The organism is Priestia sp. SB1 (assembly GCF_038898415.1).
In genome coordinates this window covers 713,058-737,820 of sequence record NZ_JBBJSS010000002.1, presented here as the reverse complement: position 1 = coordinate 737,820, position 24,763 = coordinate 713,058, and the positions used below count along the sequence as shown (strand labels likewise).

The 24,763-nt window shown below is 31.8% G+C and carries 34 protein-coding genes; 21 read left to right on the top strand and 13 right to left on the bottom strand.

Features of this window, described 5'->3' with window-relative positions; translation table 11 throughout:
- Window positions 1-335 precede the first annotated feature (335 nt).
- Window positions 336-794, bottom strand: coding sequence for a hypothetical protein (locus WKH56_RS09490; protein ID WP_342835442.1), 459 nt, complete (start codon window positions 792-794; stop codon window positions 336-338).
- 16 nt (window positions 795-810) lie between these two features.
- Entirely contained in the window at window positions 811-1,857 is a 1,047-nt protein-coding gene (locus tag WKH56_RS09485; RefSeq protein ID WP_342835441.1) for a site-2 protease family protein, read from the bottom strand.
- 150 nt (window positions 1,858-2,007) lie between these two features.
- Here WKH56_RS09485 and WKH56_RS09480 point away from each other — a divergent pair, with 150 nt between their 5' ends.
- From WKH56_RS09480 to WKH56_RS09465, 4 genes are all read left to right on the top strand, one after another.
- Window positions 2,008-3,315, top strand: coding sequence for a D-alanyl-D-alanine carboxypeptidase family protein (locus WKH56_RS09480; protein WP_342835440.1), 1,308 nt, complete (start codon window positions 2,008-2,010; stop codon window positions 3,313-3,315).
- A gap of 188 nt (window positions 3,316-3,503) precedes the next feature.
- A complete protein-coding gene (locus WKH56_RS09475; protein WP_342835439.1) occupies window positions 3,504-3,689 on the top strand; it encodes a hypothetical protein in 186 nt (61 codons plus the stop codon).
- Window positions 3,690-3,806: 117 nt separating this feature from the next.
- On the top strand, window positions 3,807-3,986 hold the full coding sequence (locus WKH56_RS09470; protein ID WP_342835438.1) for a hypothetical protein: 180 nt from the start codon (window positions 3,807-3,809) through the stop codon (window positions 3,984-3,986).
- 44 nt (window positions 3,987-4,030) lie between these two features.
- A complete protein-coding gene (locus WKH56_RS09465) occupies window positions 4,031-4,213 on the top strand; it encodes a hypothetical protein (RefSeq protein ID WP_342835437.1) in 183 nt (60 codons plus the stop codon).
- A gap of 107 nt (window positions 4,214-4,320) precedes the next feature.
- Here WKH56_RS09465 and WKH56_RS09460 read toward each other — a convergent pair whose 3' ends face one another.
- Entirely contained in the window at window positions 4,321-4,797 is a 477-nt protein-coding gene (locus WKH56_RS09460) for a GreA/GreB family elongation factor (RefSeq protein ID WP_342835436.1), read from the bottom strand.
- Window positions 4,798-4,965: 168 nt separating this feature from the next.
- On the opposite strand from WKH56_RS09460, the gene WKH56_RS09455 reads away from it, so the two are divergent.
- Complete coding sequence (locus tag WKH56_RS09455) at window positions 4,966-5,880, top strand: hypothetical protein (protein WP_342835435.1); 915 nt, start codon at window positions 4,966-4,968, stop codon at window positions 5,878-5,880.
- Between the two features lie 40 nt (window positions 5,881-5,920).
- On the opposite strand, the gene WKH56_RS09450 is transcribed toward WKH56_RS09455, so the two are convergent.
- Complete coding sequence (locus WKH56_RS09450) at window positions 5,921-6,844, bottom strand: tRNA nucleotidyltransferase/poly(A) polymerase family protein (RefSeq protein WP_342835434.1); 924 nt, start codon at window positions 6,842-6,844, stop codon at window positions 5,921-5,923.
- Window positions 6,845-7,009: 165 nt separating this feature from the next.
- Between WKH56_RS09450 and WKH56_RS09445 the strand changes: the two genes are divergently transcribed.
- From WKH56_RS09445 to WKH56_RS09425, 5 genes are all read left to right on the top strand, one after another.
- Complete coding sequence (locus WKH56_RS09445) at window positions 7,010-7,552, top strand: hypothetical protein (protein WP_342835433.1); 543 nt, start codon at window positions 7,010-7,012, stop codon at window positions 7,550-7,552.
- Window positions 7,542-8,705 carry a YfbR-like 5'-deoxynucleotidase gene (locus tag WKH56_RS09440; RefSeq protein ID WP_342835432.1) on the top strand — a complete coding sequence of 388 codons (1,164 nt, stop codon included), beginning with the start codon at window positions 7,542-7,544 and terminating at the stop codon, window positions 8,703-8,705. The genes WKH56_RS09445 and WKH56_RS09440 overlap by 11 nt, the downstream gene beginning before the upstream one ends.
- 117 nt (window positions 8,706-8,822) lie before the next feature.
- Window positions 8,823-9,047 (top strand): hypothetical protein, encoded by a 225-nt coding sequence (locus WKH56_RS09435; RefSeq protein ID WP_342835431.1) that lies wholly within the window; start codon window positions 8,823-8,825, stop codon window positions 9,045-9,047.
- Between the two features lie 174 nt (window positions 9,048-9,221).
- Window positions 9,222-9,461, top strand: a complete 240-nt coding sequence (locus WKH56_RS09430; protein ID WP_342835430.1) for a hypothetical protein — start codon at window positions 9,222-9,224, stop codon at window positions 9,459-9,461.
- A 252-nt stretch (window positions 9,462-9,713) separates the two neighbouring features.
- Window positions 9,714-10,088 carry a hypothetical protein gene (locus tag WKH56_RS09425; RefSeq protein WP_342835429.1) on the top strand — a complete coding sequence of 125 codons (375 nt, stop codon included), beginning with the start codon at window positions 9,714-9,716 and terminating at the stop codon, window positions 10,086-10,088.
- 118 nt (window positions 10,089-10,206) lie between these two features.
- Here the strand turns inward: WKH56_RS09425 and WKH56_RS09420 are convergent, their stop codons facing one another.
- A complete protein-coding gene (locus tag WKH56_RS09420) occupies window positions 10,207-10,488 on the bottom strand; it encodes a hypothetical protein (RefSeq protein WP_342835428.1) in 282 nt (93 codons plus the stop codon).
- A gap of 82 nt (window positions 10,489-10,570) precedes the next feature.
- On the bottom strand, window positions 10,571-11,569 hold the full coding sequence (locus WKH56_RS09415; RefSeq protein ID WP_342835427.1) for a 5'-3' exonuclease: 999 nt from the start codon (window positions 11,567-11,569) through the stop codon (window positions 10,571-10,573).
- Window positions 11,570-11,678: 109 nt separating this feature from the next.
- Between WKH56_RS09415 and WKH56_RS09410 the strand changes: the two genes are divergently transcribed.
- The 3 genes from WKH56_RS09410 (at window position 11,679) to WKH56_RS09400 (ending at window position 13,903) form a co-directional block, all read left to right on the top strand.
- Window positions 11,679-12,173, top strand: a complete 495-nt coding sequence (locus WKH56_RS09410) for a YqeG family HAD IIIA-type phosphatase (protein ID WP_342835426.1) — start codon at window positions 11,679-11,681, stop codon at window positions 12,171-12,173.
- 500 nt (window positions 12,174-12,673) lie between these two features.
- Complete coding sequence (locus WKH56_RS09405) at window positions 12,674-13,270, top strand: hypothetical protein (protein WP_316911063.1); 597 nt, start codon at window positions 12,674-12,676, stop codon at window positions 13,268-13,270.
- Window positions 13,271-13,465: 195 nt separating this feature from the next.
- Window positions 13,466-13,903 (top strand): helix-turn-helix domain-containing protein, encoded by a 438-nt coding sequence (locus tag WKH56_RS09400; RefSeq protein WP_316911064.1) that lies wholly within the window; start codon window positions 13,466-13,468, stop codon window positions 13,901-13,903.
- A 106-nt stretch (window positions 13,904-14,009) separates the two neighbouring features.
- Here the strand turns inward: WKH56_RS09400 and WKH56_RS09395 are convergent, their stop codons facing one another.
- Window positions 14,010-14,900, bottom strand: a complete 891-nt coding sequence (locus WKH56_RS09395; protein ID WP_342835425.1) for a hypothetical protein — start codon at window positions 14,898-14,900, stop codon at window positions 14,010-14,012.
- Window positions 14,901-15,805: 905 nt separating this feature from the next.
- Here WKH56_RS09395 and WKH56_RS09390 point away from each other — a divergent pair.
- From WKH56_RS09390 to WKH56_RS09360, 7 genes are all read left to right on the top strand, one after another.
- Entirely contained in the window at window positions 15,806-16,282 is a 477-nt protein-coding gene (locus tag WKH56_RS09390) for a DUF2975 domain-containing protein (RefSeq protein WP_342835424.1), read from the top strand.
- Between the two features lie 10 nt (window positions 16,283-16,292).
- Window positions 16,293-16,508: a helix-turn-helix domain-containing protein gene (locus WKH56_RS09385; RefSeq protein WP_316911067.1), complete on the top strand. Its 216-nt coding sequence runs from the start codon at window positions 16,293-16,295 to the stop codon at window positions 16,506-16,508.
- Window positions 16,509-16,666: 158 nt separating this feature from the next.
- Window positions 16,667-17,008: a hypothetical protein gene (locus tag WKH56_RS09380; RefSeq protein WP_342835423.1), complete on the top strand. Its 342-nt coding sequence runs from the start codon at window positions 16,667-16,669 to the stop codon at window positions 17,006-17,008.
- Window positions 17,009-17,218: 210 nt separating this feature from the next.
- A complete protein-coding gene (locus WKH56_RS09375) occupies window positions 17,219-17,488 on the top strand; it encodes a hypothetical protein (RefSeq protein ID WP_316911069.1) in 270 nt (89 codons plus the stop codon).
- Between the two features lie 109 nt (window positions 17,489-17,597).
- Window positions 17,598-17,783, top strand: a complete 186-nt coding sequence (locus WKH56_RS09370; RefSeq protein ID WP_342835422.1) for a hypothetical protein — start codon at window positions 17,598-17,600, stop codon at window positions 17,781-17,783.
- A 118-nt stretch (window positions 17,784-17,901) separates the two neighbouring features.
- Entirely contained in the window at window positions 17,902-18,195 is a 294-nt protein-coding gene (locus tag WKH56_RS09365; RefSeq protein ID WP_316911071.1) for a hypothetical protein, read from the top strand.
- A 138-nt stretch (window positions 18,196-18,333) separates the two neighbouring features.
- Window positions 18,334-18,645 (top strand): hypothetical protein, encoded by a 312-nt coding sequence (locus tag WKH56_RS09360; RefSeq protein ID WP_342835421.1) that lies wholly within the window; start codon window positions 18,334-18,336, stop codon window positions 18,643-18,645.
- Between the two features lie 121 nt (window positions 18,646-18,766).
- Here WKH56_RS09360 and WKH56_RS09355 read toward each other — a convergent pair whose 3' ends face one another.
- The 3 genes from WKH56_RS09355 to WKH56_RS09345 all read right to left on the bottom strand — a co-directional run bounded on the left by WKH56_RS09355 (window position 18,767) and on the right by WKH56_RS09345 (window position 22,317).
- Window positions 18,767-19,033, bottom strand: a complete 267-nt coding sequence (locus WKH56_RS09355) for a hypothetical protein (protein WP_316911073.1) — start codon at window positions 19,031-19,033, stop codon at window positions 18,767-18,769.
- Window positions 19,034-19,531: 498 nt separating this feature from the next.
- Entirely contained in the window at window positions 19,532-20,695 is a 1,164-nt protein-coding gene (locus WKH56_RS09350) for an FtsW/RodA/SpoVE family cell cycle protein (RefSeq protein ID WP_342835420.1), read from the bottom strand.
- 1,124 nt (window positions 20,696-21,819) lie between these two features.
- The gene (locus WKH56_RS09345; protein ID WP_316911075.1) at window positions 21,820-22,317 is read right to left on the bottom strand and encodes a hypothetical protein; all 498 of its coding nucleotides are present in this window, start codon (window positions 22,315-22,317) and stop codon (window positions 21,820-21,822) included.
- 179 nt (window positions 22,318-22,496) lie between these two features.
- Here WKH56_RS09345 and WKH56_RS09340 point away from each other — a divergent pair, with 179 nt between their 5' ends.
- Window positions 22,497-22,832, top strand: coding sequence for a hypothetical protein (locus tag WKH56_RS09340; RefSeq protein ID WP_316911076.1), 336 nt, complete (start codon window positions 22,497-22,499; stop codon window positions 22,830-22,832).
- A gap of 87 nt (window positions 22,833-22,919) precedes the next feature.
- Here WKH56_RS09340 and trhA read toward each other — a convergent pair whose 3' ends face one another.
- From trhA to WKH56_RS09325, 3 genes are all read right to left on the bottom strand, one after another.
- Window positions 22,920-23,564 (bottom strand): PAQR family membrane homeostasis protein TrhA, encoded by a 645-nt coding sequence (gene trhA / locus WKH56_RS09335; protein WP_316911459.1) that lies wholly within the window; start codon window positions 23,562-23,564, stop codon window positions 22,920-22,922.
- Window positions 23,565-23,980: 416 nt separating this feature from the next.
- Window positions 23,981-24,271, bottom strand: a complete 291-nt coding sequence (locus WKH56_RS09330; RefSeq protein ID WP_342835419.1) for a YesK family protein — start codon at window positions 24,269-24,271, stop codon at window positions 23,981-23,983.
- 57 nt (window positions 24,272-24,328) lie between these two features.
- Entirely contained in the window at window positions 24,329-24,733 is a 405-nt protein-coding gene (locus tag WKH56_RS09325; protein ID WP_316911078.1) for a hypothetical protein, read from the bottom strand.
- Window positions 24,734-24,763: the final 30 nt, after the last annotated feature.

Sequence of the window (24,763 nt, the reverse complement as noted above, 5' to 3'; positions counted from 1 at the left end):
TATAATAAAAGTACTTCACTCAATTTGAAACTGTCAGATTTACAATTTGATATGTACTAACAGAAAAGGGTAGCCTATGTCATCGGGGCTACCCTTTTCTGTCTTTAATCATAACTGGACCTTTGGTAAATAACTTTGTTAAACCAATCATAAGTAGGAGAGCTTTAGTAGAATTTTCTTCACAATACTAAGCTTTTTGAACGATTTCTTTTTAAAAAGACACCATTTCATTTTTGCTATTTATATTTTAAACACCTCAAAATATAATCAAAAGACTTGGTGATAATCATATTTATTCTCCCGCCTTTTTAGAAACACTTAAAAAACTTCCATATTTAATATGAAAGTTTTTTAATAACTTCTTTTTTCTCTTTTTGTTTTCGTTCTTCCTCTAACTCCTTTAAGTGTATCTCTGACTTTTCCCTAATTGTTTCTTTTAAGTCGTTAAACCACTCATCTTTCTTATTCTTAGAATAGATAAGAGGATAGATACTAAGAGCATCTTCCTTTTTTAAACGATAAAACTCTTTAATAACCCATTCACCACTAGAAACTCGAGGCTTAGAAGTAACATTGTTAAAAGAATCTTCTACAGCAGGTAAATGAGTTTGAACTCCGTAAGGTATATATGTAAGAAAAACATAAATATATAAATGATAGTGTAGAAAGGCAATTGCTTCATCTTCTTGACGTAAAGACTCATAAATAGGGTTTTTATCAAGGAGTGGAAGGATGACTTGTTCACGAAAGCGATCTGCTTTTAAGTAGTGTTCAAATTTTAGTATGTTACTCATTTACCATACCTCCTTGTTATAGAAATCTTTCTATTATGCGGTGCATATCTAAGAAGAAAGTGAGTATAAACAAACAAGCCATTAAACCAAAGCTAACAATATCAAGATAAGTTGTATTGATAGAGCGTTTTCTTCTCAACAAACAAATAATATCTATAATAATTTTTCCGCCATCAGTTACGGATAGAGGTAACAACAGGTTAGCGGCACCTAAAGCAGTGTTAATTAAAATAAGAATGCCTAAAAAGTTTTCCCACACTGGAACTGACTGCTGTATTGCATCTACTGTTCCAATTGGGCCATTAAAATTCATTATATCTAGGTGTAAAAATACCTTAAAGAATGCAGTGGTGTACTGTTTAACGAGGTTTCCAAATCCATCAGCTGTGAATACTATACCTTGCCATAAGGACATACTGAATGTTACACCAATTTTCTGTTTATTGTTTTCCACACATTTCTTCTGACTTCCATCTTGGTTCTTCCACTTAATGCACAACTTATCTTGTGAAGTAACGTATTTAGAAATATTGCTAATTGATTTAACCGGTTTATCGTTAAAAGACGTAATTCGATCTTTAACTTCAATTCCAGTTTTATCAGCAATAGAATGCTCTTTTACATAAATAACTTTTCCTGCCGGATTTAAAGATATATAAGGAGAGAATAGAGTAAACATTAAAACAAAAGCTAATAAGAAGTTTCCAATAGGACCAGCTACAGCAATAAATATACGCTTAAGAGGATGTATTTTTAGATAATCTCCTTTTACCTCTAATTCTCCTTTTTCATTCTCTACAGGACGTTCAAATAATACATATCCACCCAAAGGTAATAATTTAATGTGATAGCTAATTTCATCAAGGTTATATTTTTCCTGACCCTTTTTTGGAAGGAAATAAAATTTCTTTCTTTGATATGCTATTAAACTTCTTCCAAAGCCAATTGCAAATTCTTTTGGCTTAACTCCCACAGCTCTTGCAGCCAAATAATGAAAGAGTTCGTGAAAGAAAATTAAAAATCCAAATGCAAAAATTGCAATGAGTATATGTAAAATGACCAAAAATAATCCCTCCTAAATCCTATATCGTTTTCGTGGTTAGTCGTGGTTATCCTTTTCCTTAAGAAAATAAGCATTCTTCACCAACTCACTAAAGGGATAGGAGAAAAACACAAAAAATAATATATGCAAAATACAAAGGAGGATACTACCTTGAATAAATGGATTGGAACAGCATTAGCGGCAGGTTTAGTACTTCAAGCAGGGTTCGGAACTCTAAGCGCAAGTGCTGCAGAAATGAACACAAATAATGAACATACCCAAACGGAACAGATTAGCACGGATGCTCCAGATATTATTGGACAAGCTGGTACCGCAATTGATGCCTATACAGGTAAGGTTCTATATGCTAAAAACCCTGATGAAAAAATGTATCCCGCAAGCATCACGAAAGTAATGACTGCCATCTTAATTAAAGAACACCTGAAAAAAGATGATGTTATTACATTTAGTAAGAATGCAGCTAGCCAAGAAGCAAGTAATGATCAAGTTTTGTACCACGAAGGGGAAAAAATATCAGCCGATGATGCATTTGAATCACTAATGATTGTTAGTTCAAATGATGTAGCTTTTGCATTTGCCGAAAGAATTGGTGGATCAATAAAAGGGTTTTCTAAAATGATGAACCAAAAAGCAAAAGAATTAGGCGCAACACACACACATTTTGCTTCTCCAAATGGACTACCAAACCCTGATCACTACACAACTGCTCACGATATGGCCCTCATTGCTAGAGAAGCTTCTAAATACCCAGACATCGTTAAAAAGATGGGACTGCGAAAAGCTGTAATTAAAACGAACGAAAGAACTGTTACAATTACATCACCGAATATTATCCCACAAGCAAACCCAAAAGCTATTGGTGGTAAAACAGGATTTACAAATGATGCACAGCACACACTAGTCGAGATTTTACAAGACGGTAACAAGAAAGTAATTGCTGTTACTATGCACTCTACAAAACAGGGTAAATACGATGATATGAACACGATGAGTGAATATGCATTTAATCACATCACTAAAGAAACTATTCCTCTGTATGAAAAGGGTGAAATCTTTCATATATTTGAATTTAATGGAGAAGAATATCCTTTAATGCTAAAAGAAGAAGCGGTATTAACTGCTGAAGAAGGTAAGAAAAAGAATATTACTCAAGAAGTAAAGTGGAACACTAAAGAAAAAGAATACAAAAAAGGTGAAACAGTAGCGTGGCTTGTAATCAAAGACGGCAAAAAAGAAATTGGTAAATTTGAATTGCAAACAAACAAAACATTTAAAGCTACCGCTGTAGATAAGCAAAAGAAAAAGATGAGCAATAATGGAGAAGTAGGACCGGATTATCCTTCAAACTCAAGCAAATCTTACATTTGGACTTTTACATTGATATTCGCAATACCGTTACTAACATTTATCGGTTTAAACACGTTCCTAAACCAAAAAAGAAAACGAAGCAGAATGTAAGTTGTTAAAGTAATTCAAATATAGAGTGGCAATATAAAAAAACCAGACCTCATATAAAATAGTATAGGTCTGGTTTTTTATATTTAGGTTAAACATTGATTAAAATGACCATTATTAAAGCTTAATGATCGATATATTATGATATAATGTAATTAATTTCTATCTAGGTAAAAAAGAGGTTATTTTTAATGAAAAAGATTGTTCTAAAGTTTTTTGTTTTTTCTGCAGTAGTATTATTAGTTAATATTGCTATTAATTTATTTTTTTTAGACAAACCAAACTGGTACACTGCCATTTCAACATCTTTTAGTGTGTCATTGGGATTAGTGATTATTGAATATTTTCTAAGAGGAAACGACGAAAAAAACGTTTAAAGTTGTATGAAGATAATTAAATGCAGAAATAGGGAGCGCTTTCTTTTGGGAGTGTTTAAAAGAAAGGATTCTTAATAGTTAATGACTTTTACTTTTTAAATGAGAGGTGAAAACAATATGTCTAAGAACTATACTGTAGCTTTTCTAATGCTTTTTGTAGCGTCAATTGCAGGTGGTTTAGCATTAAAAAGTGTATACGAATACTCAATGTTAGTTGGAGCGGGTGTAGGAACATTATCACTTTTGTTTGCTGTATATTTCGCAAGTAAAAATTATAAAAAATCTAATGTGCGATAAGATTACTTATTAAATATTATTACCGTGAGAAAAGGGGATAATATATGAAAATCAAAATCTTTAACTTAGGAATGCTCTTAATAATTTCATTAATAATGATAGTAAATAACCTTGCAGATTATTATACCTTTAAAACAGTGGTTAACGGATTTGCCATTACTATGCTAGTTTTTATTGGCGCTGATTATATTTATAAATACAAAACGAGACATAAGAACAATCATTAAAAAAGATGGTTAGCAAATGCTATCCATCTTTTTTATATTTTGAAATTCTTTTAAGCAAGTTTGTTACAAGATAATAACCTGAGCCCTGACAAAGCAAGTGTGTCTAGTTATTGAATTTTAGAAATTTTGAACTTTAGAACACCTAAAGACGCTTCATTTGCTTCATAGGAAACAATATCACCAGCTTTTTTACCTAAAACCACAGAACCTAGTTTTGAGGCAATATCAACCTCTGTTTCTCCATTTCCATCTTGTCCAATTAAGGTAAAAGAGAATGTTTTGTTATCGCCATTTAGAGATTCTATTGAAACTAAATGACCTAATTCAACAACATCATTGCTGCCGCTGTGTTTAATGATCTGAGCAAACTTAATTTGGCGTTCAATCGTTTGGAATTCAGCTTCAAGTAATCCCTGTTCTTCTTTGGCAGCGTGATACTCCGCATTCTCTGATAAATCCCCAAATCCACGAGCGATATCAATTTGTTCAGCAATTCGTGGTCTTTCCACTTCAATAATCTGTTTGCGGCGTAAAACAAGGGCATCATACTGGGCTTGCGTTAAGCGAATGTTTTCTTTTTTCATCCTAAAAACCCCCTAAAAAAATTAGTAAAATACTTGAATTTTATACATATTTAGTTTTAATAAATGTGTAAATAAAACGGACTAAAGTATAACGAACTAATTTTCTATTTATCAAAAAATGGTTCAATCCTTTAATGAATAATTAAAACAGAAGGGAGTGAAAAAAAGATGTTCTATATATTGATGTTTATAGAGTTAATAGTCATAGGGATATCATTCTTCCTGTGGTTCCAATGGAATCGGGAAGAAAAAGGAACTTCATATAGTACCGCCACTTCATCTAGAAATTCAGATCCACCTTTTGAAGATACGTACAATGAACCTAGAAGAGAAAGAGCGCCTAAACCTACAAAGAGTAGTGCCAAAAAGAAAAGTAAAAAGAAGACAAAACAGAATGAATTCGAAGAAGACATTGCTTGGAATAGCTTCGGTATAGTGGAGAGAGATAAAAGTTTAGTTGCTGATAGAAGAGAAATGGACGATTTATTAGGCGTTGGTAGTCAGAACGATGATGATTACTTAACGGTGCAAGATCTAAAAAATTCTAAAGAGCAGAATAGTCCCGGCAAGAATAAAACAATTGAAGATGAATTTGCTGAATTATTTAGTGATGATGAAAAAGACCAGTTTGATGAGTCGTTTGAATTTCAAAAACCATCTAAACCCCAAAAAGAAGAACCACAGTTTAATGATTTCTCAGACTTTGAAAATTTCGACTTAGGTAATGAATCCTTAGAAGAAAAGCCAAAAAATCCACAAGATGAAAACGAAGATGCTTATGATTTCTTGAAAAATTACGATTTTGGCAAGGAAGAGAATGATAATTTAGATGATGATATTTTTGAACGTGCAAGAAATAAAACGTTAATTCCAGAGCAACCAAAAACAGTAGACGTTACCACTGAAAGTTTTGATGATTGGGATGAAGAGCCTACAACTAAAATAGCTCCTGCAAAAGAAACTGAGAACAGAAGAACTACTCCATCAAAACAAAATAATTCTCCTATAGATGAGGATGACGATGACGACATCTTTGCACGTTTACAACGATTATCAAATATGATGGATCAGCAAAAAAAATAAACCTATTTGCATTTATTTTGCAAGTAGGTTTTTTCTGTTGTTATCTACTGTTTTTTAGAAATTCCTTAATTTTTTCTTTGTCATCTTGATATTGGTATCTCTTTAAAAGAGTCATAAAAGGGAGTTTTTTAGGATGGATTTCTAAATTGTCTGTTTTTAAGTAGGGAAGGTACAGTTGAATTTCCTCAACAAGCTTTTGAGACAGGTGATGGAGAGTTAGCCATTCAATAACGGTCTGCTTTCCTAGTAAGTAGCTTAAGTAAATTAGCCTAGCGGCAAGGTTTTGTGTGTAAAGAGGTATTTGAACCTCCTGCATTTCTTCCAACTTAGGGTTTGTGCTAATTAATCCAACTTGCTCGTAATAGTACAGACTTCTTAAAATGTTTTTTCCTTTTAAAATTTCATATGCCTCATTTTGTAATCGACCATCAGGAACGGTTTTAAATAAATTTTTGTTGTTTTGAAAAAGAGTAAGCAAGCTATCGTCCCATTTAAGATCGTATAAACTTACAAACCTAAACGCTCTTATAAATGCTTGTGGGCTATTCTTTAAACACTCAATAGTAGAGTTCTGTAAGTAATCAGAAGCTTTGAGAAGTTTTAGTTCTATGTCATTAGCACCTGTTGATTGGGAAGTTAAATTGTGGCCATCAAAGTAGAATTGATTAATGGTGAAATCTCTCTTCTCTAATTTGTATTTAAAAGCTTCTTTAAAACAGGAACTAAACTCAAACTGTATACTTCTGTAAGTCATTCGTGTAATGCCTAACTCTAAACCTTGCTCCGTCCAATTAAGCTGCGGAAAGAGTGTCTTTAACTCCTCTGGTGTGCAGGTAGTAAGTAAGTCTACGTCTTTAAAGTCATATCCTAATAATTTGTTGCGAATATAACCTCCTACTATAACGGTTTCCCCTTGAGCCTGACATTTAATTAATACCTCTGAAATGATCTGTTCTTTATCCAAAATAAAAGCCTCCTTTAAAAGGAAAAACAACTTGTCCTATTAACAAGTAATTAAGAGGTGATGCTTGTGAAAAAGTTTTTTCATACTGTCTATCTACTGGGCATTAGTGTAATACTTTTTGGATGTCTTTTAGCTGTTACTAAAGATTTCGACATCCTACATCTAATGAATACAACAATAGGTATTGTGATTTTAGTTATTATGTTTGCTGTTACATTTGCTGTTATATTTATTTATTCTGATGATGAGAAAAAAACAAAAAAAGTTGATACAGAAGAGAGTTATTATTTTAAGAAATATGAAATCAAAAAACAAATAATTGACGAGTTTTTATCTACTGTCATTAACAGCAGTGACGAAACAAAGGTAATTTCTCATAAAATGCAAGATAGATTGTTAACTGTAGACATTAACGTAAAAAAGATTGAAAAGGTCAATGTCATTATCTTAGTGGAGGATTTAAGAAAGAAAATTGAGTCAGAGTTAGAAGAGAAGTTTGGAATTAAAGATGAAATTACATTGAAATTTGATGTGGTGGAAGAAGAAGAAATAAAGATAGAAGCAATTAAATATAAAAACGAAGAAAAACCAAGAGAGGTTACTAAAGAACCTATAAAAGAAGAGGTAAAAGGAGAAGTTAAAGAAGAGAAGCAAGCTACTATCACCGAAGAGCCAAATGAGAATACAGGTGAAAAAGATGGGAAATAAAAATCCGAAAAACAGTGAGCTTTTCCACGTTTTATACAGATTGTCTATTATCCCAAGATGGAGCGACTTCTCACCAAAATACGAAGACTCTACCGCTAGTCATAGTTACCGTGTAGCGGTTTTATCTCTTTTAATAGGTCTAACTGAAAACGTAAAATATAACCGAAATCTTGATATAGAAAAAATACTAGGAAAAGCTATTTTTCACGATTTAAATGAGGTAATTACAGGCCCGATTAAACATAGTACGAAAAAGAACGAGATTGTAGGGAAATACATAAAAGAGTTGGAAAGAGAAGCTTCAATTAGTATAGCTGAATGCGTCTCTGGTTCGTTAAAAGACTATTTCTATACATACATAGTAAATGCAGAAGATAATACACCAGAAGGAAGAATAGTTGATTTAGCGGATACATTTGATGCAATGTTATTTAGTGCTCGTGAATTACAAGCTCTTAACTACTTTCATTTTCCTCAAGCTTATGAGGACTCTAAAAGAAGAATCTTAAAAAGCGAATACCAATCAGTAAAAGATTTAGTAGAGGAGTTTGAACGACCGGATAGCACATACAGAAAATTTTTAATGACCGTATTAAAGATGGATCAAATTAAGCGATGGTCAGGAAGATTTAATGCTTATGCTGATAATGATGCTACTCATTCATTTAGGGCAGCCGCTATTGGATTATTCTTTGCTTTATACGAGAAGGAAAAACACGGAATTAACATTGATATTACACGTTTAATAGGTAAAATTTTATTTCACGATTTACCAGAGGCTATATCAGGTGACGTAAATGGGCCCGTTAAACACCAAAGCGAGAATATAAAGAAGGCTTTTGAAGAATACGAGACATCGGTAGCAAAAGAAATAGTTCAGTGGGTGCCATCTTACTTAAGGGAATATGTAGATGATTATTTACTAGATCCAAAAGATAACACTCCAGAGGGGATAAGAGTAGATATTGTAGATAAAACGGATGCATTAATAAAATCATTACTTGAAATGAAACGTAATTCTAAGGAATATGAGCTTGCTTTTAAACGACAAATTGGAATTCTTCAAAATAAATACTTCGAGCGTCCTTCAGTACAGTTCTTCTTAGCAACAATTCTTCACGACTTATATTTTGCTTCTGATTTTGAAAAGTAGAGTTATTCTCTACTTTTTTGCTAACTACAAACAAATAAATGTAAAAGGTTTACAGAGAATAAACTTGAGTGTAGAGTCAATTAAGAACCTTAAAAATAAAAGGAGCGGTGATGTTAAATGAAATGGGAAGAAGTCCGTTCCCTGTATCCTAATCAATGGGTACTGTTAGATATCTTTTTAAAAGTTGAAAGAGAAGGAAAGATTATTCCTGTAGATATGAAAGTTATAAATTCAATACCTGGTGAAGGCTTGCTTGTAAAGGAAACAAGAAATGCACCGCTTTATTTACCGTACCATACCAAACACAAGACTATTCAATTAAATAAGAATGTAAGCAATTAATGAATAGTATTTATACGAGTTTGCTGTTAGGCACCACAATTTTTTAACAACAGGATTTATAAATCAATTCTAAAATTATTATATTTTTAAGAATATTTAAGTTGTTGTTCTTGCTTTTAATGTATAATACAAGCGGAATAACAATCTAAATAATAAATAGAGGTAGGGAAAATAATGATACCAACCGTATATGAAGAAATTAATGAGTTAAATAACGAACTAAAAGCATTTAACGAAAAATTAAAGAAACTAAAAGATATTACGTTGGATGGAACAGACGCAGAATACTTTAGTGCTGTACAAATAGAGTTACTAATAAAAAACACAGAGGATTTTAGTGAACTAGCTCAGGCTATTAAAGTATCAGCTCAAGACATTTTAAAGAACAAACAACTAGAAAAACAAGATAAATAATTTGAAAAGACCTTTTGCATTGTGTAAAGGTCTTTTTTTGAAAAAAGTTATAGCTATTAATGGTTCTAGGTGCGTGTAACATATTGATTCTTTTCCAATCTCTTGTAATATAGTTGTAGTAAATTAAATAAGGAAATTGCTTCTGGGTTACAAACATTCTCATTTGCGCTTTTTAAACGCCTATTGCTAGTTTGAATAACTCATAAATATAATAAATTTTATTTAAACAAATTATATGATTGGAGAATACATATGAGATACTTTGAAGAAGCAAAGAAGATTTGGCAAAATTACGTACCGCGCAGCGGTCAATCTGACACAGTAGAAGGAGAGTTACTTAGAGCTGTAGAAAAATTGAGATATGAAGCCCAAAGTAATGGTAATGGTAACTGGGATGAAGGCTTCAAAATGTTTTGCGACTACCTTTTAGAAACATTAGCTAATGACAAAGCATTTAGTGCGGAAACACAAGAGGAGTTAGTAGCTAATATCAAAAGGCTTTTGGATTATGACTATCCGTACTTAGAAGACGATCTTTATGACAGAATAGCAGACCGTATAGTAGAGTGGAGTAAATTTCATAAGGGACCAATTAAAAGAGAGAAAAATCTAGAACAATATCGCTAATTAAAAGGACCCAAACAAAGAAAAAGCCTGCAATAATATAATATATTGCAGGCTTTTTCTTTGTTTCATTTGCTTCCGAAAACACAGAATACAGAAGGACAGCAGTTGCTCTATTAAATTATTCAAAAAGGCCTTGTTTCCATATTGTAATGAAATCCTCTTCATTGTTTTTAACCTCTACTTTTAATAAAGCACCTCGTTTCATCTCATAATCGTACCAAAATTTATACCTCTCTCCATTGTAATCGTCAACCAAAAAAGTAATTTCTATCTCTTCATCGTGAAAGTCAATATCTCCGCCATTAAGAAATACTGCATCCCAATTAATACCGCTATAATTAGTTATTTTTTTTATATCCTTTATAACTGCTTCTTCGAAGTTTCTAACAATGCTGCTCAAATTTATCTCCCCTTGTTTTTTAGATAATTATACTTCTAAATAATCAGTGTATATGCAGCATCTTACAAAAAGGGAAGAATAACTATAATTTTAAGGAGTGGAATTCTAACTTACTAAAGATAGTTGAAGCCTTTTCTTTGTTTAGGTTTATCTTTAAATCACTTAAAGATAAATTTTTATATTCTGGTACCTCTGTATTAATAGTCGCTAGACCTTTACTTAAAAGAGCTACTTCTTTATTCTCTAACATCTTCTCTACCTTAACCCGCTTAATGCCCTTATCTTTAATTAGCTGTTGGGCATCTCTTATTTCAAGTTTTTCAATCTCTTCATAAAAATTTTCAATGGTATCGTAACGTTGAAGTATTGGAGTAGCGGTTTTTTCACCCATATTGCTAATTCCAGGTATACCATCTGATGTATCACCAGTAAGACCTTTTAAGTCTATTAGCTGTTTTGGCTCTAATCCGTAAATAATTCTAAATGCATCTAATGAGAAAGGGAAGTAGCTGTAAGGAGCGTGTTTAAACTCGTTGTCTAGCTCTTTAATCTGAGGAAATAGTTTGCTACTTTGTTTAGTGTTTAACCATACAGTCGTATTTGTATTAATTAACTGCAGAACATCACGGTCTTTTGAAAGTATGTACACTTGATTGTTAGAAGAGAGATTTTTTGAAAGGCTACCAATTAAATCATCTGCCTCATAATTTTCTAGTTTAAATTGAGGAATACCCATATGACCCAATACTTTTTGCATTAGAGAAAATTGAGAACTTAATGGACGGGGAGTTTCATCTCTATGAGCTTTATATTGAGGATAAAGCGTTCGTCTAAAGGTTTTTCTCGATATATCCCAACAAACCCCTAAATATTCAATATTATAGTCCTTTATAAGCTTTAAAATAGTCTTAGTCATATTAAATACCGCATTTGTATAAATGCCAGTAGAAGTTTGAAGAATATCATTCATAGCCGCTAATTTCTCTTCTTTAGATTTTGCATATGTATAGGATTTTGGAAGATTTCCATAATACTGAGTACTTAACATTGACGAACCATCAATTAAAAATATTTTTTTCAAATAAACACCGCCTTAATAAAAAATTATCTACATTTTATTACAGTTTGGTTGAAATAGGTGGAATTAGATGATTTAATTATTTTTGTTACATTGAAAAGGAGAATTAAAAATGATTAACTATTTGAAACCAGCACATTTTTTAACAAGTTTTTTTGATATAGACGAAAAGTTCTTAAAAGAAAAAGATATTAAAGTAATTCTTTCAGATTTAGATGGAACCCTAGCAGCAGAGAATGAAATGGGTGACGATCAGTTTGAAGAATGGTTAAAATCTTTAAGAGAATTAGGTATTAACCTTATAATTGTCTCTAATAACAACGAGAATCGCGTAAAAAGCTTCATTGACAAGTACGGAATATCAGGAATAGGGAAGTCTGGAAAACCCGCTACAAGACGAATTAAGCAGATTGCTGAGATTAAGGATATCGAACTAAATCAAATCTTATTCTTGGGTGATCAACTATTTACAGATGTATGGTGTGCAAAAAGAATGGGAGTACAAGCAGCCATTGTAACACCAATCCCAGGAAAAGAAACGTGGAAAACAAAAATTAAAAGAAACCCAGAAAAATGGTTATTTAAAATCTGGAAAGAAATTAGATGAAAAAAATTCTTCGAACAGGCAAGAAGGTATGTTTAATTAAATGATGTTCTAAATAAACATCCTTAGCACAATTTATATTTAAAAAAACAAAAGCTTATTAGATGAAAATTCTAATAAGCTTTTTTGTATTAACTTACGCTAAGTTTAGTTTGTATTAAATTTATGTGATTTTAATGTTCCAATTTTACTGTGTTCCAAATTAACAAGCAGTTTTAAAAAAGGTTGCTTAAAATCCATTATTATATTCGTGATTTTATTTTATCAACGTGCGATAAGCGACCAACTTATATGTATATGCGAAAAAATATATAATATGCTACTTTAATGTTAAAAAAGAAATAAATTATTCATTTCTCTTTCTCAGTCTTGTGACATCATCACTTGACCAGTCTTCAGAGAAGTTTATGTTGGCGTTTTTGTATAAAACATCCTTTGAAATTCTGGAGTCTAACCTGTATTCTAAATAATAGTGTTTTAATAAGGGCTTCATCGGAGGAAATATGAAAACTAAAAGTTTAGGGAATTTAGAAAGAGACAAAGTAATGGATCAACTCATAGAATTATGTGCCCAACATTCTGAACAAAATAGGGCAATAAACAAGCTTACAAACGTAAATAGCCAGACTCTTCTTCTTAATAAAAAGGAAATTGAAACACGCTGTAAGATGCAAACCGAGCTACGAGAGTTAATTTGGGCATCTGTTCAAGAAGCATCTTATTATAAAGTTCCGAGAGCTACTACCAAATATAGCAAGCATCCCGAAAGTAATTGCTATATTGTAGATATAGACGTGGAAGAGGATGATATGTCAGACTTAGAACTCCATTGCTATATAGATAGCATTGAAGGCGGCATTAGGCATTTCAACTTCTTTAGAGTTTCTTTTGTCATAGAAGCGGGGATGTTTGATTATGATGGTTTTTTTAAATCCGCTAGAGGCTATGGTGCCGGATCAGAAGAAGAATTTTTTCACCGTTTTTCTAATACTATTGGAGAAACTTATTTGGATAATATAGTAAGCGTAGTAAATAGCGCTACCTTTCGAATGTTATACCGAAACAAAAAAATGGAGCTGGCAACACTTAATGTAAATTAAGCAAAAGTGAAACTGACGTTAACATTTTAGTGTTAGATTGCTACATTATATTTTATAACTACCTGAAAACTCGAACAGAACAGATTTCGAGTTTTTTTACATATACCAGTTAGGTCTTGCAACGAATATAAAATATAGTATAATACCGAGGGCAAAAGCTCCTTTACAGAAAACCGTAACCAAAGGAGTGCTAAGATGATTTCACAAAAGGCAGAACACATTATTGAAGAGACACATAAATTGATGAACCCCATAGTTGTGGGTACTGCGTCACATTTAAAAGGTGCAAAGGTTGTATATAAAATAGATGATGCTTTAAAAGAAAGGAAGTTAACACAAAAACAACTAGCTGCTATGACTGGTATGAGGGTAGCTACTATATCTGAACTTGTTAATGGCAAAGGAACAAATGTTAACTATGTTCAAATGCTTGCATTAATGGCCGCATTACGTTTAACAAGCTTTGAACAGCTTTTTGAAATTCGCTTGCCAGAAGAAATGGAGGAGCAGTTTAAGAGGGAAAGCGAATATTGGAAAAAAACAAAAGAAAAACCGTTATCACTTATTCATCTAATGATGGATAACCTTGAAAAGAAAAAAGATCTAGACTTTTCAAGGTTTATGGAACCGTAAGTTAGTTTTAACTACTAACTTTATTACTTAATATGAATATAAAAAAGAGAATTGTGTTTATTACACAGTTCTCTTTTTAGTTTATTAAAGCAGGCAATGCTACTACTTATAGAAAGGTATTTGGTTTCAATGTTATGCCACGTAAAAAATCTTCCCAAAACTTGATGTGGTTTTGATCTTCATTAGCAGTTTTTATTATTTCTTTAAAATCTTTTTCTTTTACCGGATTTTCCTTTGCGTCTTCCGGTGTAAAACGATCATCAGAAATCTTATCAATTTTCTTATTTATGGCTTGTAGTTGACTATTGTTAGTAGAAATTTGAACCTTTTCCCACTTGGAATTTCTTTTCTGACCTACATAAATAGGGGAGTTGTGTTTGGCGGTATCAATAAATATTGGCATCTCATAATTAAGAGTACCAACTACTAACCAATCTTTATTCCAGCCAGACTTTACTTCACCCTTATTATTTACTGCAAAACCTACTTGAGCGGCGGGGATTTCTTCGTTTTGATAAATTTCTAACTCATTATCGTACAATGATACATAGTCAATATCTGAGTTTTTCCTCTGCCCCTTAAAAGAAGAGGGCACTTTAAAATCTTTTCCTTTTCTAACAAAGCGAATGTCTAAATCATTATAAGAGCTATTTGTATTAGAGATTACAGTTGGTTGACTATATGTAATGTTTAGTTTGTTCTCACTTAAGTTCGCTTCTATGTCAGGATCATCTTCTAACATTTCGAAGTTCATAATTTCCTTAGAGTTTTTATTGTCTTTGCTAATAGTTAAATTGTAAGAAAATCCAGTAGTAGCACCACAATCAACTTGATGCAATTTTAGTTTATACCTACTATTCAAAGATGTTTTTTGTATTACTTCTTCTCCACACATTGCGTTAAAAAAGTGTTTAGAAATAAAGCTTTTACTAAAATAAACAGCTATAAAACATATAAAAATAACAACAATAATTTTAATGAGACTTTTTCTTTTCATTTTTTCCTCTTTTCTTCAACGTACTTGTAAGGTAATCTAGATAAATTTGGTATAATAACTATAGTTATTTTAATACAAAATCGGTAAAATGAATATTTTTTAAAGGAGGAACAACACTGGAAAAATTTGAGGAGCTCGCTAATAAGATATTAAGTGATATCCAAGATATAAAAGGAAGTATGAAAGAGTCTAGTGATAATAGCAACTGTATTTCTAGCTCATTAGACAACATAGAAAACTCAATAGATAACATTGAGGACACCCTCAATCAAATAAAACAAAGAGCTTCAAATATAGAGACAAATTTTAAAATATTTTTCAAATACTATAGCAACTAAGTGCCGCTCAAAAATTATTGAGTGGTTTTTATTTTTAAAAAGAACTATAACAAACAAGTTGTTTTAATTAAAATATGTTCTAAATAATCAATATTAATTTTTATTTTACCTCGACCCTATTTTTAGATGTAACTATAAATAGATCTCGATAGGCTAATAAGAAGTTTGGACCCACTTTTAAATACTGCAAACTAGCTTAACTAGGGAGTTTTCTTTCCAGAGGGAAATAGACCTTCTCGACAACAAACAATGCTTAAAAATAGCAATAATTTAGAATGAGAAAAACATCCTATTTTAATCCAAAGGGATGAATTGTTTAGAAAATAGTATTAATATAAGCCTGGACAATAATTATTGCCTTTTTTAAAAAATAACTGTTGATTCTGTGTTATCTCTTATTAATTTTTTTTCAGTAAGTCTTTAAAAGGTTGGATTACAATAAGTAATAAAAATAGGATTTGATGAATATAACAATAATAATATAATAAAAAAAGATAAGTATTTATTGTAAAACGATAAAAAATATGATAAATTCATACTCAGAATTAATAAGAGAGGTGTATGTTTATGAAACAAAGTTCAACAATCTTCTTAAAACTAGCCCTGTTCCTTATGGGAGCTCCTATTCTTGCCTTAGCTATATACGGCATATTTTATTTGGCCGGCAATTCAGTAGATCCTAACTATGCTAGCAACTTATATCCGGCGTTAATAATAATGTATATTTCAGTCATTCCTTATTGCACAGCACTCTATCAGGCTTTTAGACTTTTGATGTTAATTGACAATAACGAAGGTTTTTCCAATGTTTCTGTAGAGGCACTTAATAAAATAAAGTACTGTGGGCTTATAATTAGCGGTTTATACGTTGTAATGCTACCATTTGTTTATCTTGTAGCGGAAAAGGATGATGCACCAGGTCTTATAATTATTGGTATGATTCCCATCTTTGCTTCGCTCGTAATCGCGGTTTTTGCCGCTGTTCTCAAAAGACTTTTAAATGAAGCAATTGATATTAAGTCAGAGAACGACTACACAGTCTGAGGTGAATAAAATGGCTATTATTATTAACATTGACGTAATGTTAGCAAAAAGAAAAATGAGTGTTACTGAGCTCTCTGAGAGAGTAGGCATAACAATGGCTAATCTTTCTATTTTAAAAAACGGGAAGGCTAAAGCAGTTAGGTTTACAACATTAGAAAAAATATGTGAGGCGTTAGAATGTCAGCCAGGCGATATCTTAGAATATAGAAGCGATGAGGAAGAGTAACTAAGATTGTTCAAGAGCTGTTCTTTACTATTTTTTGACTAGTCATAACTGAAAGTTAAGTACTACTGAAAAAGCAATTACTAAACATTCTGGTTTAGCAATGTTTAAAAGTTAGAACTTGATGGGCGAACTTTTTTATAAAAGGGGAATTTAAATAAATGGGTTTTAGCGTATTACTACTGCTTATTCTTTTATCAGCTGCTATTGGTCTTACAATGATTGGAGCAGTTTTACATCGCAAATACAAACAGCGCAGACCGTCTTTATTAAGTGTTGCTACACTTATACTACAACTATTGCTATTTGTCTTATTTTTTAGCGACACTACTGAATACAATGAAAGACTCTTTGAAACAATTTGGTGGGTTGTGGTTATAGCTGGGTTAATAGTTGGTGCAATAAAAATCAAACACAATGTTATTATATCTTTAATAAATATCTTTATAAGCGGCCTATTAGGTGTCTTAATGCTATTGCTAATGTTTATCACATCAATGTAAGTATTGCAGTTTATATACATAGTAACCCTAATAATCGTTAATTATATAGCATAAAAAACTACCCAATTTAACTATTCAGTTAGTCTCGCTGGGTAGTTTTTTATTTAATCTTAACAATGTAAATTCTTTTTATTAATAATGTAGCGCCTAATTATTTGATAAAATGGTAAATGTAATTACAAAGTACAATATTTTATAAGGAGTGTCTTTTTGAAATTCAATAAAAAATTATCTCTATTTAGTATTATTGCGGTGATAGTCGTGTCGTTTATTCCCGTTATCGGAATTAAGGTAGTTAACGAAGTGTTTCGCTCATACTATTTTGGATTTCCTGCACGCTGGTTAGGGTTTCATCTAAGTGGTGGTGGGCAACTTAGCTTTCAAGTGTTTAATCTAATCTTTAATTTCTTTTTCTTTTACTCTCTATTTTGGGTAACTAAAAAGATTGCAATAAGAATAAAAGAAGCAAGAGTCATTTGAAAGGATTTTCTAATTATGTTAGAGTGGACTTGTTTTGGAGATATTAGCAATTTGTAGAACTGCTATGAAGTATTTCCTTTATAAAATTACTTAAAAGGGAGCAATCTTTTTGTTTTGGAATTATTTAAATATGTTAACTGGAATTTTTATTGCAGTAGCTAACTACATAAACCCTGGGTTTAGGGGTGTTTTTGAGTGGATAATGGTAGGTTGTGGAGTGTTAATCTTTGCCTACAATTTAATCGTAATCTTAAACCAAAAACAAAACAAAGAAATAAGTAAAGAAGAAAATTAACCTTAAAAAACTCGACCAATTAAAGGTATGCATTATGAACATTAAGTAGATTAAATAGCGTTTTAAGGTTTACCTATACTTGCTGCAGAAGATGTTTACATAAAGTTGGTGATTATCTATGAAAAAGAGGCCGTGGTATAAATCTTTTGAGTTTTATATTGTTTTATGCATCCTTGCTCCGCCAATTGGCTATATTGTTGTTCTAACTAAGAAAAAACAATTAAAACACGATCATTGGGTAGGTCTTTTAGCAGTAGCAACTATTACAATGGCTATATGGCTAATTAAGTTCTTACCAGGGCGCTGGGGAGCTATTGTTTATCTGACCGGAGCAGGTATTTATGTATACCATAAACTGCTTAATAGATTTAAGAAGGGCAATAACAAAGAAGATCATAAAGAGAACTCATAATTTTATTAACTCATTTGAAGGGGACCGCTATGAAAACTAGCGGTTCTTTTTGTTTTTCTTCTTTAATTAATTACTAAAAGTAGAAGTTTTACTCGAAAGGTTATATTGTTATGGAAACGTTTATAAGTAGGTGTTCATATGTTAGGAAAATACAGTTATACAGCAGACTCACTAAAGAAAGTAATAAAACTAGCGGTTATTAATTCTATTTCACACAAGGACTTGGTTGATTGGTGTGAGGGATTTTTGCAAGAAAACTCTAAGGACACAAGCATTAGCATAAACAGGTCAAAAAATAAAAAGGCAATAATGGTTGCTTTGGATATAGAAAATCAATGGGAGCTTTACTTATCCAATACATATACATTTGAAGAATTACAGAAACTTGAACAAAAAGAAGTTAAAATGCCTAAACAATGGCTAGAAGAATGGGATAACTCCATTCAATAAAAAGCAAAAAGACGTAGGGGTACATTATAAACCTTACGTCTTTTTCGATTTAAGTAGTTGTTTCTTAGGAAGCATTGTTTAGCTCTTTCCACTAATGTTTTTAAATATTAAACATTTACCGTTAGAGCGTTACTGAGGTTAGCAAAGCGCTTTTTTGGCTTATTAGGATTTCTTTGTATTCTTCCTCAGATACCTCACGTACTTCGTATCCATATTCATCTAAAATTTCTTTATTAGTCATATTATCAGAAGTCGGTTCATCAACAGCTTGCGAAAGGACAAATGCTCTTTCAGCACCAATTTCTTCTACAGAACTGTAATTGGTTCCTGCGATTCCTGGTTTAAAATCATCTAGTTGTAAATCATATAATCCGTAATATTTTTTCAATGTTATATCTCCTTTTTTCTACAACGTAAATTATGTAGTATTGAATTTTATCTGCTTCTTAGAGCGCCTTTAGATTATATATTCATTTCTCTTAGTGTGTGAAAAAAAGAATTTTAAATGTGTGGTAATTACTTTACAAATTAATTGTATCTACTGGGAATCTACCTGAGAGCAATTAACCACCTTCAGTATAATTGAAAGAATTGTGTGTAGTAGTTGATGTGCCAAGAAAGTAATGGGAATAGGAGTGGAAACCAGAGCGCTTTGTACTAGAATATATTCAGCCTTGTGGTCAAGACCTTACGTTAATAAACACCACAAAAAAACAGACCGTTGAAGCGGTCTGTTTTCGTAAAGTAAACCTTGCAGGAGATTTACTTTAATTCCTTCAAATAACTATTAGATGAAGGGGGTTATGTAAAGAGTGTATCAAGCTCTTCATATGTAAGTATAGTGATTTACCGCGTTAATATCAATAAGTATTTTTATAGTTAGGTCTTATTTTTGATTAAACATATACACTTTTGACCTGTAACTAATATTTAGAACAATCCCGATTAAAAACATACTGCTCATAAGGGAACTTCCTCCATAGCTTATAAAAGGTAGCGGAATTCCGGTGATCGGAAGAATACCAATACACATTCCAACGTTCTCAAGAACGTGGAAGAGGATAATAGCAATAACACCTGTGCATATGTAAGAAGCAAACGCGTCTTTTGTATTATGAGCAACCATAACAATATGATAGATCAGCAACATAAACATAAGAAGCACTACGCTGGTACCAAGAAAACCATAGTTTTCTCCAATAGCACTAAAAATAAAGTCCGAATGTTTTTCAGGAACATAAACCGCTCCGCTAGATAAATCTCGACCAACTATTTGTCCTGATCCAATAGCTTTTAAGACCTGCATATAATTATAAGATAAGCTTCCGGCATAGTCTTCAGGTTTAAACCAGGCATAAATACGATCAAACTGATAAGCCTGCACTTTTAAGTATTTCTCTAATAGCGTGGCGTGATAAAGCACCATATAGATGAGTGCTACCCCAATAGCTACAATAGAGGAGAAGATTGGGATAATTAATTTAAATGTTATACCTGATATAAACAACATTGTAAAAAATAAAAATACCATTACCAGTGTTGTTCCTAAATCAGGTTGTTTCATTACTAAAAGTATTGGTACAAAAAGTGTAGCGGATAATTTAATAATAAGCGCAATATCACTTCGCATATCTCTTGAAGGGTTCGCTTCGTTATGTTTAGATACAACTTTACTGAGAGCAAGAACCAAAGCAATCTTCATAAACTCTGATGGCTGAATAGAACCTATTCCCGGCAATACAAACCAGCTCTTTGCATTATTCTTTAAGGGAGCAATGCTGGAAGGGGAGATTATGAGCAATATAAGCAAAAGAATATTAAATCCATAAAAATACCAAGTAAACTGATTAAGTTGTTCTAAGTCTGGTCTCATTGCTATTGCAATAATAACCGCTCCGATTGTATACCATATCGCTTGCCTTAAAACAAAATTCGAACCATATTGACCAGTTTGTTGAGCTGCATAAATTGCAAAGCAACTTACACAAAAGAGAAGAAGCAAAGTTGCAGCTATATTAAAGTTAAAGCTTTCTAATTTTCTGTTACGCATCGTTACACCATTTTCTACATTGTTTGTTAGTTCTAAGTTACTATTTATAGATTTGCATCATAAAAAAACACAATCAAGGATTGAGTTGAATTTTAAATACCTACTACATAACAGCACAAGTTATATGATTTACATTATACTTTCCTTGAGAAGCAAAGTGCTTTTCTATTGTAGGTTTGCACCTAGCAGATCATATCTCTTTTTAAGCAAAAAAAGAAACAATAAGGTTGAGTCACTTTAACACCGCGGCCTAACGGTTAATTAAAGCGCCTTACTATACAGAGTATAGTTCCTTATTGTTTCTAGCGATACTATCATTTACATTAGGACATATTGTATGAATGTGATAAATAAGTCATTAGTCAAGTCAGAAATATTTAATATACAACAACATAAGTGATAGATCTTTTTTTACATAAACTTACTTGCAAATATGGAAAGTTTATACCTAAGATGTTAGCTGAATTTTATACTTAGTACCTAGTATCAATTCAAAATAAAATTTTCACATTTTCAAAACAGTTATGTATTACTGAGGTTGAATGACTACTTTTTATTAGTAGCACATCCAGAAATGTTTGATTAATAAGATAAGGTTTAAAGCATTAACAAGGTTGGTTGAAGTTTCTGCATTGTGTCATCAATATATCTTACAAAGAGAATTGTACAACAAAGAAAAAGAAATGTCACTTCTTTTTTACTGAGAAAAAAATAAAAGGTGAAAAATATAAAAGGATAGTAAAGTAAATGACGGAAAAGTTGTCTGTAAAATAAACTAACTTTTTCTAGGGAGATGGCATAGATATAGAACTTATACCTATAAATAGATGAACAAAGATGATTCTGAATGCTGTGAATCAGATAGCTCATTAAATATTCTAAAACATTTAAAAATCAGCCAGAAACACTCAACTATTATAATTTCCATAATTGAAATTGTTACTATAAAAATTTACCACATAAGTGATTTATAAGGATAAATACAGTATATATAAACCTAACCCTTAGGTGAACAGTTAAATAGTTTAAATCTCTAAAGTATAAAAGAGATTTAAACTATTTAAAGCAGAGAAAAAGACTGTTATGCTAAGCATACAGTCCTTAATGTATAATACCTAAATTGATTAAGCAGAATGTTGAACGAATGTTAGGGGTGTCCATAAACCCTTTTCTTTAACTAACTGGATATCTTGTTTCTTTTTTTCTGCATAGTTTTTTAAAGGATGTTGACCAAAATGTTCTTCAAGAAGCTGAACAACAGATAACACATCGTCATTATTCTTTTTTGTTGTCTTTCCATTATTAATGGAGAACGTAGCAGATGTAAGCTTACTTGGCAAAGATACCTCTACAAATGGTGAATTAGGATCTTTTCTGCTAAGTTTTTGCTTACTTTCTAATTCACTCAGGATATTGACCATATAACCATACAATTTTTTAGAAAGAATGAAAGATTCAATACCGTTATCTCCAAATGACCAAGAAGCAATGATAGCTTCAGCATCAGAATACTCAACTCCATATCCTAGCTCATCGTCAATAAACCAAACTACTTTTAGCGTATTAGGTTTGTTGTCTTTTTCTACAATTTTAAACTTTTTATTTTCCTTTACTTTACTCATAAATAAGAGCCTCCTATAAATTTCTATATTCTTGCTAAGAGTATAAAAGCAATTTGACAATATGGTAAAAAAAGAAGAAATTATATATTATAGAGAGTAAGTATAGTTACCGTAATGTAAAAAGGGTGAATGTTTCATACTTGCACAGCGGTTAAATTAGTAGAAAAAGAGGGGATTATTTGGAATATCGGTTTCCTATCTTATTAATGTTTGTTGGTATGCTGTTAGGTGCGTTTAATGTTTTTTCGTGGATCTCACTGTACATAATATCTTTTGCTTTGCTGATTGCTAGTTATTTCATTATTTTAAAGAGCAAGAAGAAGAAGCATAACTATCGCGGAGTTTGGTCATTAGTTAAAGGTGAATACGATACACTTATTATATTTACCGCATTATTTTTAATAGTCGCTCAAAATTTAATGCCAGAACCTATAAAATCAATTATCGGCTACGGCGGTATGGTTTCTATTTTGTTCGTTATTGGGTTTTGTAAGAAAGACAGACGCGCAATATAGAATGAAATAATGGTATATAAAAAGCAGGATAAACCTTATAGGGTCTATCCTGCTTTTTTTAGTTAATATTCCTCTAGTTATTCTTTTTTATCTAATTGGCAATACATATAAGAATATACAGAAGAAATGCAATAAGCTACCTACAATAACAAATATGTGCCATATTAAATGATTAAATCGAGATCGCCAAACATAAAAAGCAGCTCCAACTGTATATGCTATTCCACCAGCTACTAGATAATAAATGCCTTCGCGTTGAATTGTATCATTTAGCGGATTCCAAGCGAAAACAATCATCCATCCCATTAGAATATACAAGGCAGTGGAAGTATACAGAAACTTCTTTACAAAAAACACTTTAAAGATTGTACCTACTATTGCTACACCCCAAACAATTCCGAATAACGTCCAACCTAATGTACCTTTAACAGCTATTAATAAAAAAGGCGTGTAAGTACCGGCAATAAAGAAATAAATTGAGGAATGATCAAGTATTTCAAAAATATCTTTTCCTTTTCCTTGTGGAAGGCTATGAACCATTGTAGAAGAGATGTACAGAAGCAACATTGTGGAACCAAATATCGTAAAACTAACAATATGCCAAGGTGTGCCATACAAAGAAGAGTAGACAATTAACAATACTAAAGCGGCAATACTTAGAAGCGCTCCAATGCCGTGAGATATTGAGTTTGCTATTTCTTCACCCTTTGTATAAGTATGAGTGTCAGCCATTAAAATACAACTCCTTTCGTTTTCACAAGCACTATAATACTTTTACTTAGGTAAGAAACGAATCCTTTAATAGCGGTAGTAATGTCTAATACAGAATCTTTTAATTGAGGAGTGAATAAGCAGTGGCAAAAATCATAAAGTTTAGGAAGCAGAGTAGAATAAGTAAAAAGATTCATACGCTTTTGTTGTCTTATAATATAAGACTAATCCTTTTAATTTTCGGAGGAGCTGCTTTACTGCTTTTTGTATACGAAGGTTTTCATATAAACCTCGTTACCAAATACTTTTTCACTGCTTTTTGGATTTATGTATTTTACGCTATGGTTGAAATTATGAGGGACCCTGATAACAGTTAATTCATATAAAAAAGATCTTAAACGCAATGTTAAGATCTTTTTTATATTTCTGCCCATATCTTATTTAGAAGGAGTTGCATTTCCGCTACTAGTCGGAACCTTCCTTAGTGCTAATGCGAGCGCAATAATTGCAAATAAAATAAGGAAGAAAGCTAGATATCCATAAGCTGCTCCTGCAAATCCTCCGATGTGAACAAATCCTATGTAAAGGTAAATTAGACCCGCTATAATTGTTAAAGTTGCAGGTAACACTTGTAACAAAAGAGTTGTTTCGTTCTTTCTAAACCACCAAGTAAGAAGTATTATAAATGCTCCTGGTAAAAGAGCTGCTAAGAGTGGTACGCCAATCATTATTTTCTTCCTCCTGAATTTAAAATCTTATATGTATTAATCTCTCATTAAATGTAATTAAGGGCTATATCCGTATCCTAAACCGAAAATAAATAAAGCTACGATAAAACCTAAACTCATTGGAATGATACTAAAACCTATAAACCACTTCAGTATTCTTTCTTTTGTGAAGCGAATGGTTCTTACGTATATAAACAAAAAGAATATAGCAGCTGGTACAAGGTAAGCAAAAGTTATTATGTCAGTCCAACCTGTATTTAAGTTCCAAAAACTATCTGGTACGGGTGTTCCGTTATATTTATAAGCTATGTACTCACGGCCAATAACAAAGATAACAGCAATAGCCACGAAGTATATAGAGAATATCTTTTTGTATAGCGGTTTTGTACTTTTAGGAATCAACACGTATAAGAGAGTAACTGCAACAATAATGAGTAGCGGTAAATACTCTAGAAATTTCACTTTCGTAACCTCCTCTCTACTTTATAAATC

What these genes read in the sequence shown, in the direction of transcription:
- WKH56_RS09400 (WP_316911064.1), top strand. Translation starts at nt 13,466, where the DNA reads ATGATTTCACAAAAGGCAGAACACATTATTGAAGAGACACATAAATTG.
- WKH56_RS09440 (WP_342835432.1), top strand. Translation starts at nt 7,542, where the DNA reads ATGGGAAATAAAAATCCGAAAAACAGTGAGCTTTTCCACGTTTTATAC.
- WKH56_RS09445 (WP_342835433.1), top strand. Translation starts at nt 7,010, where the DNA reads ATGAATACAACAATAGGTATTGTGATTTTAGTTATTATGTTTGCTGTT.
- WKH56_RS09410 (WP_342835426.1), top strand. Translation starts at nt 11,679, where the DNA reads ATGATTAACTATTTGAAACCAGCACATTTTTTAACAAGTTTTTTTGAT.
- WKH56_RS09390 (WP_342835424.1), top strand. Translation starts at nt 15,806, where the DNA reads ATGAAACAAAGTTCAACAATCTTCTTAAAACTAGCCCTGTTCCTTATG.
- WKH56_RS09330 (WP_342835419.1), bottom strand. Translation starts at nt 24,271, where the DNA reads ATGATTGGCGTACCACTCTTAGCAGCTCTTTTACCAGGAGCATTTATA.
- WKH56_RS09425 (WP_342835429.1), top strand. Translation starts at nt 9,714, where the DNA reads ATGAGATACTTTGAAGAAGCAAAGAAGATTTGGCAAAATTACGTACCG.
- WKH56_RS09345 (WP_316911075.1), bottom strand. Translation starts at nt 22,317, where the DNA reads ATGAGTAAAGTAAAGGAAAATAAAAAGTTTAAAATTGTAGAAAAAGAC.
- WKH56_RS09460 (WP_342835436.1), bottom strand. Translation starts at nt 4,797, where the DNA reads ATGAAAAAAGAAAACATTCGCTTAACGCAAGCCCAGTATGATGCCCTT.
- trhA (WP_316911459.1), bottom strand. Translation starts at nt 23,564, where the DNA reads ATGGCTGACACTCATACTTATACAAAGGGTGAAGAAATAGCAAACTCA.
- WKH56_RS09430 (WP_342835430.1), top strand. Translation starts at nt 9,222, where the DNA reads ATGATACCAACCGTATATGAAGAAATTAATGAGTTAAATAACGAACTA.
- WKH56_RS09435 (WP_342835431.1), top strand. Translation starts at nt 8,823, where the DNA reads ATGAAATGGGAAGAAGTCCGTTCCCTGTATCCTAATCAATGGGTACTG.
- WKH56_RS09405 (WP_316911063.1), top strand. Translation starts at nt 12,674, where the DNA reads ATGAAAACTAAAAGTTTAGGGAATTTAGAAAGAGACAAAGTAATGGAT.
- WKH56_RS09465 (WP_342835437.1), top strand. Translation starts at nt 4,031, where the DNA reads ATGAAAATCAAAATCTTTAACTTAGGAATGCTCTTAATAATTTCATTA.
- WKH56_RS09455 (WP_342835435.1), top strand. Translation starts at nt 4,966, where the DNA reads ATGTTCTATATATTGATGTTTATAGAGTTAATAGTCATAGGGATATCA.
- WKH56_RS09360 (WP_342835421.1), top strand. Translation starts at nt 18,334, where the DNA reads ATGTTAGGAAAATACAGTTATACAGCAGACTCACTAAAGAAAGTAATA.
- WKH56_RS09395 (WP_342835425.1), bottom strand. Translation starts at nt 14,900, where the DNA reads ATGAAAAGAAAAAGTCTCATTAAAATTATTGTTGTTATTTTTATATGT.
- WKH56_RS09490 (WP_342835442.1), bottom strand. Translation starts at nt 794, where the DNA reads ATGAGTAACATACTAAAATTTGAACACTACTTAAAAGCAGATCGCTTT.
- WKH56_RS09380 (WP_342835423.1), top strand. Translation starts at nt 16,667, where the DNA reads ATGGGTTTTAGCGTATTACTACTGCTTATTCTTTTATCAGCTGCTATT.
- WKH56_RS09350 (WP_342835420.1), bottom strand. Translation starts at nt 20,695, where the DNA reads ATGCGTAACAGAAAATTAGAAAGCTTTAACTTTAATATAGCTGCAACT.
- WKH56_RS09470 (WP_342835438.1), top strand. Translation starts at nt 3,807, where the DNA reads ATGTCTAAGAACTATACTGTAGCTTTTCTAATGCTTTTTGTAGCGTCA.
- WKH56_RS09365 (WP_316911071.1), top strand. Translation starts at nt 17,902, where the DNA reads ATGAAAAAGAGGCCGTGGTATAAATCTTTTGAGTTTTATATTGTTTTA.
- WKH56_RS09385 (WP_316911067.1), top strand. Translation starts at nt 16,293, where the DNA reads ATGGCTATTATTATTAACATTGACGTAATGTTAGCAAAAAGAAAAATG.
- WKH56_RS09475 (WP_342835439.1), top strand. Translation starts at nt 3,504, where the DNA reads ATGAAAAAGATTGTTCTAAAGTTTTTTGTTTTTTCTGCAGTAGTATTA.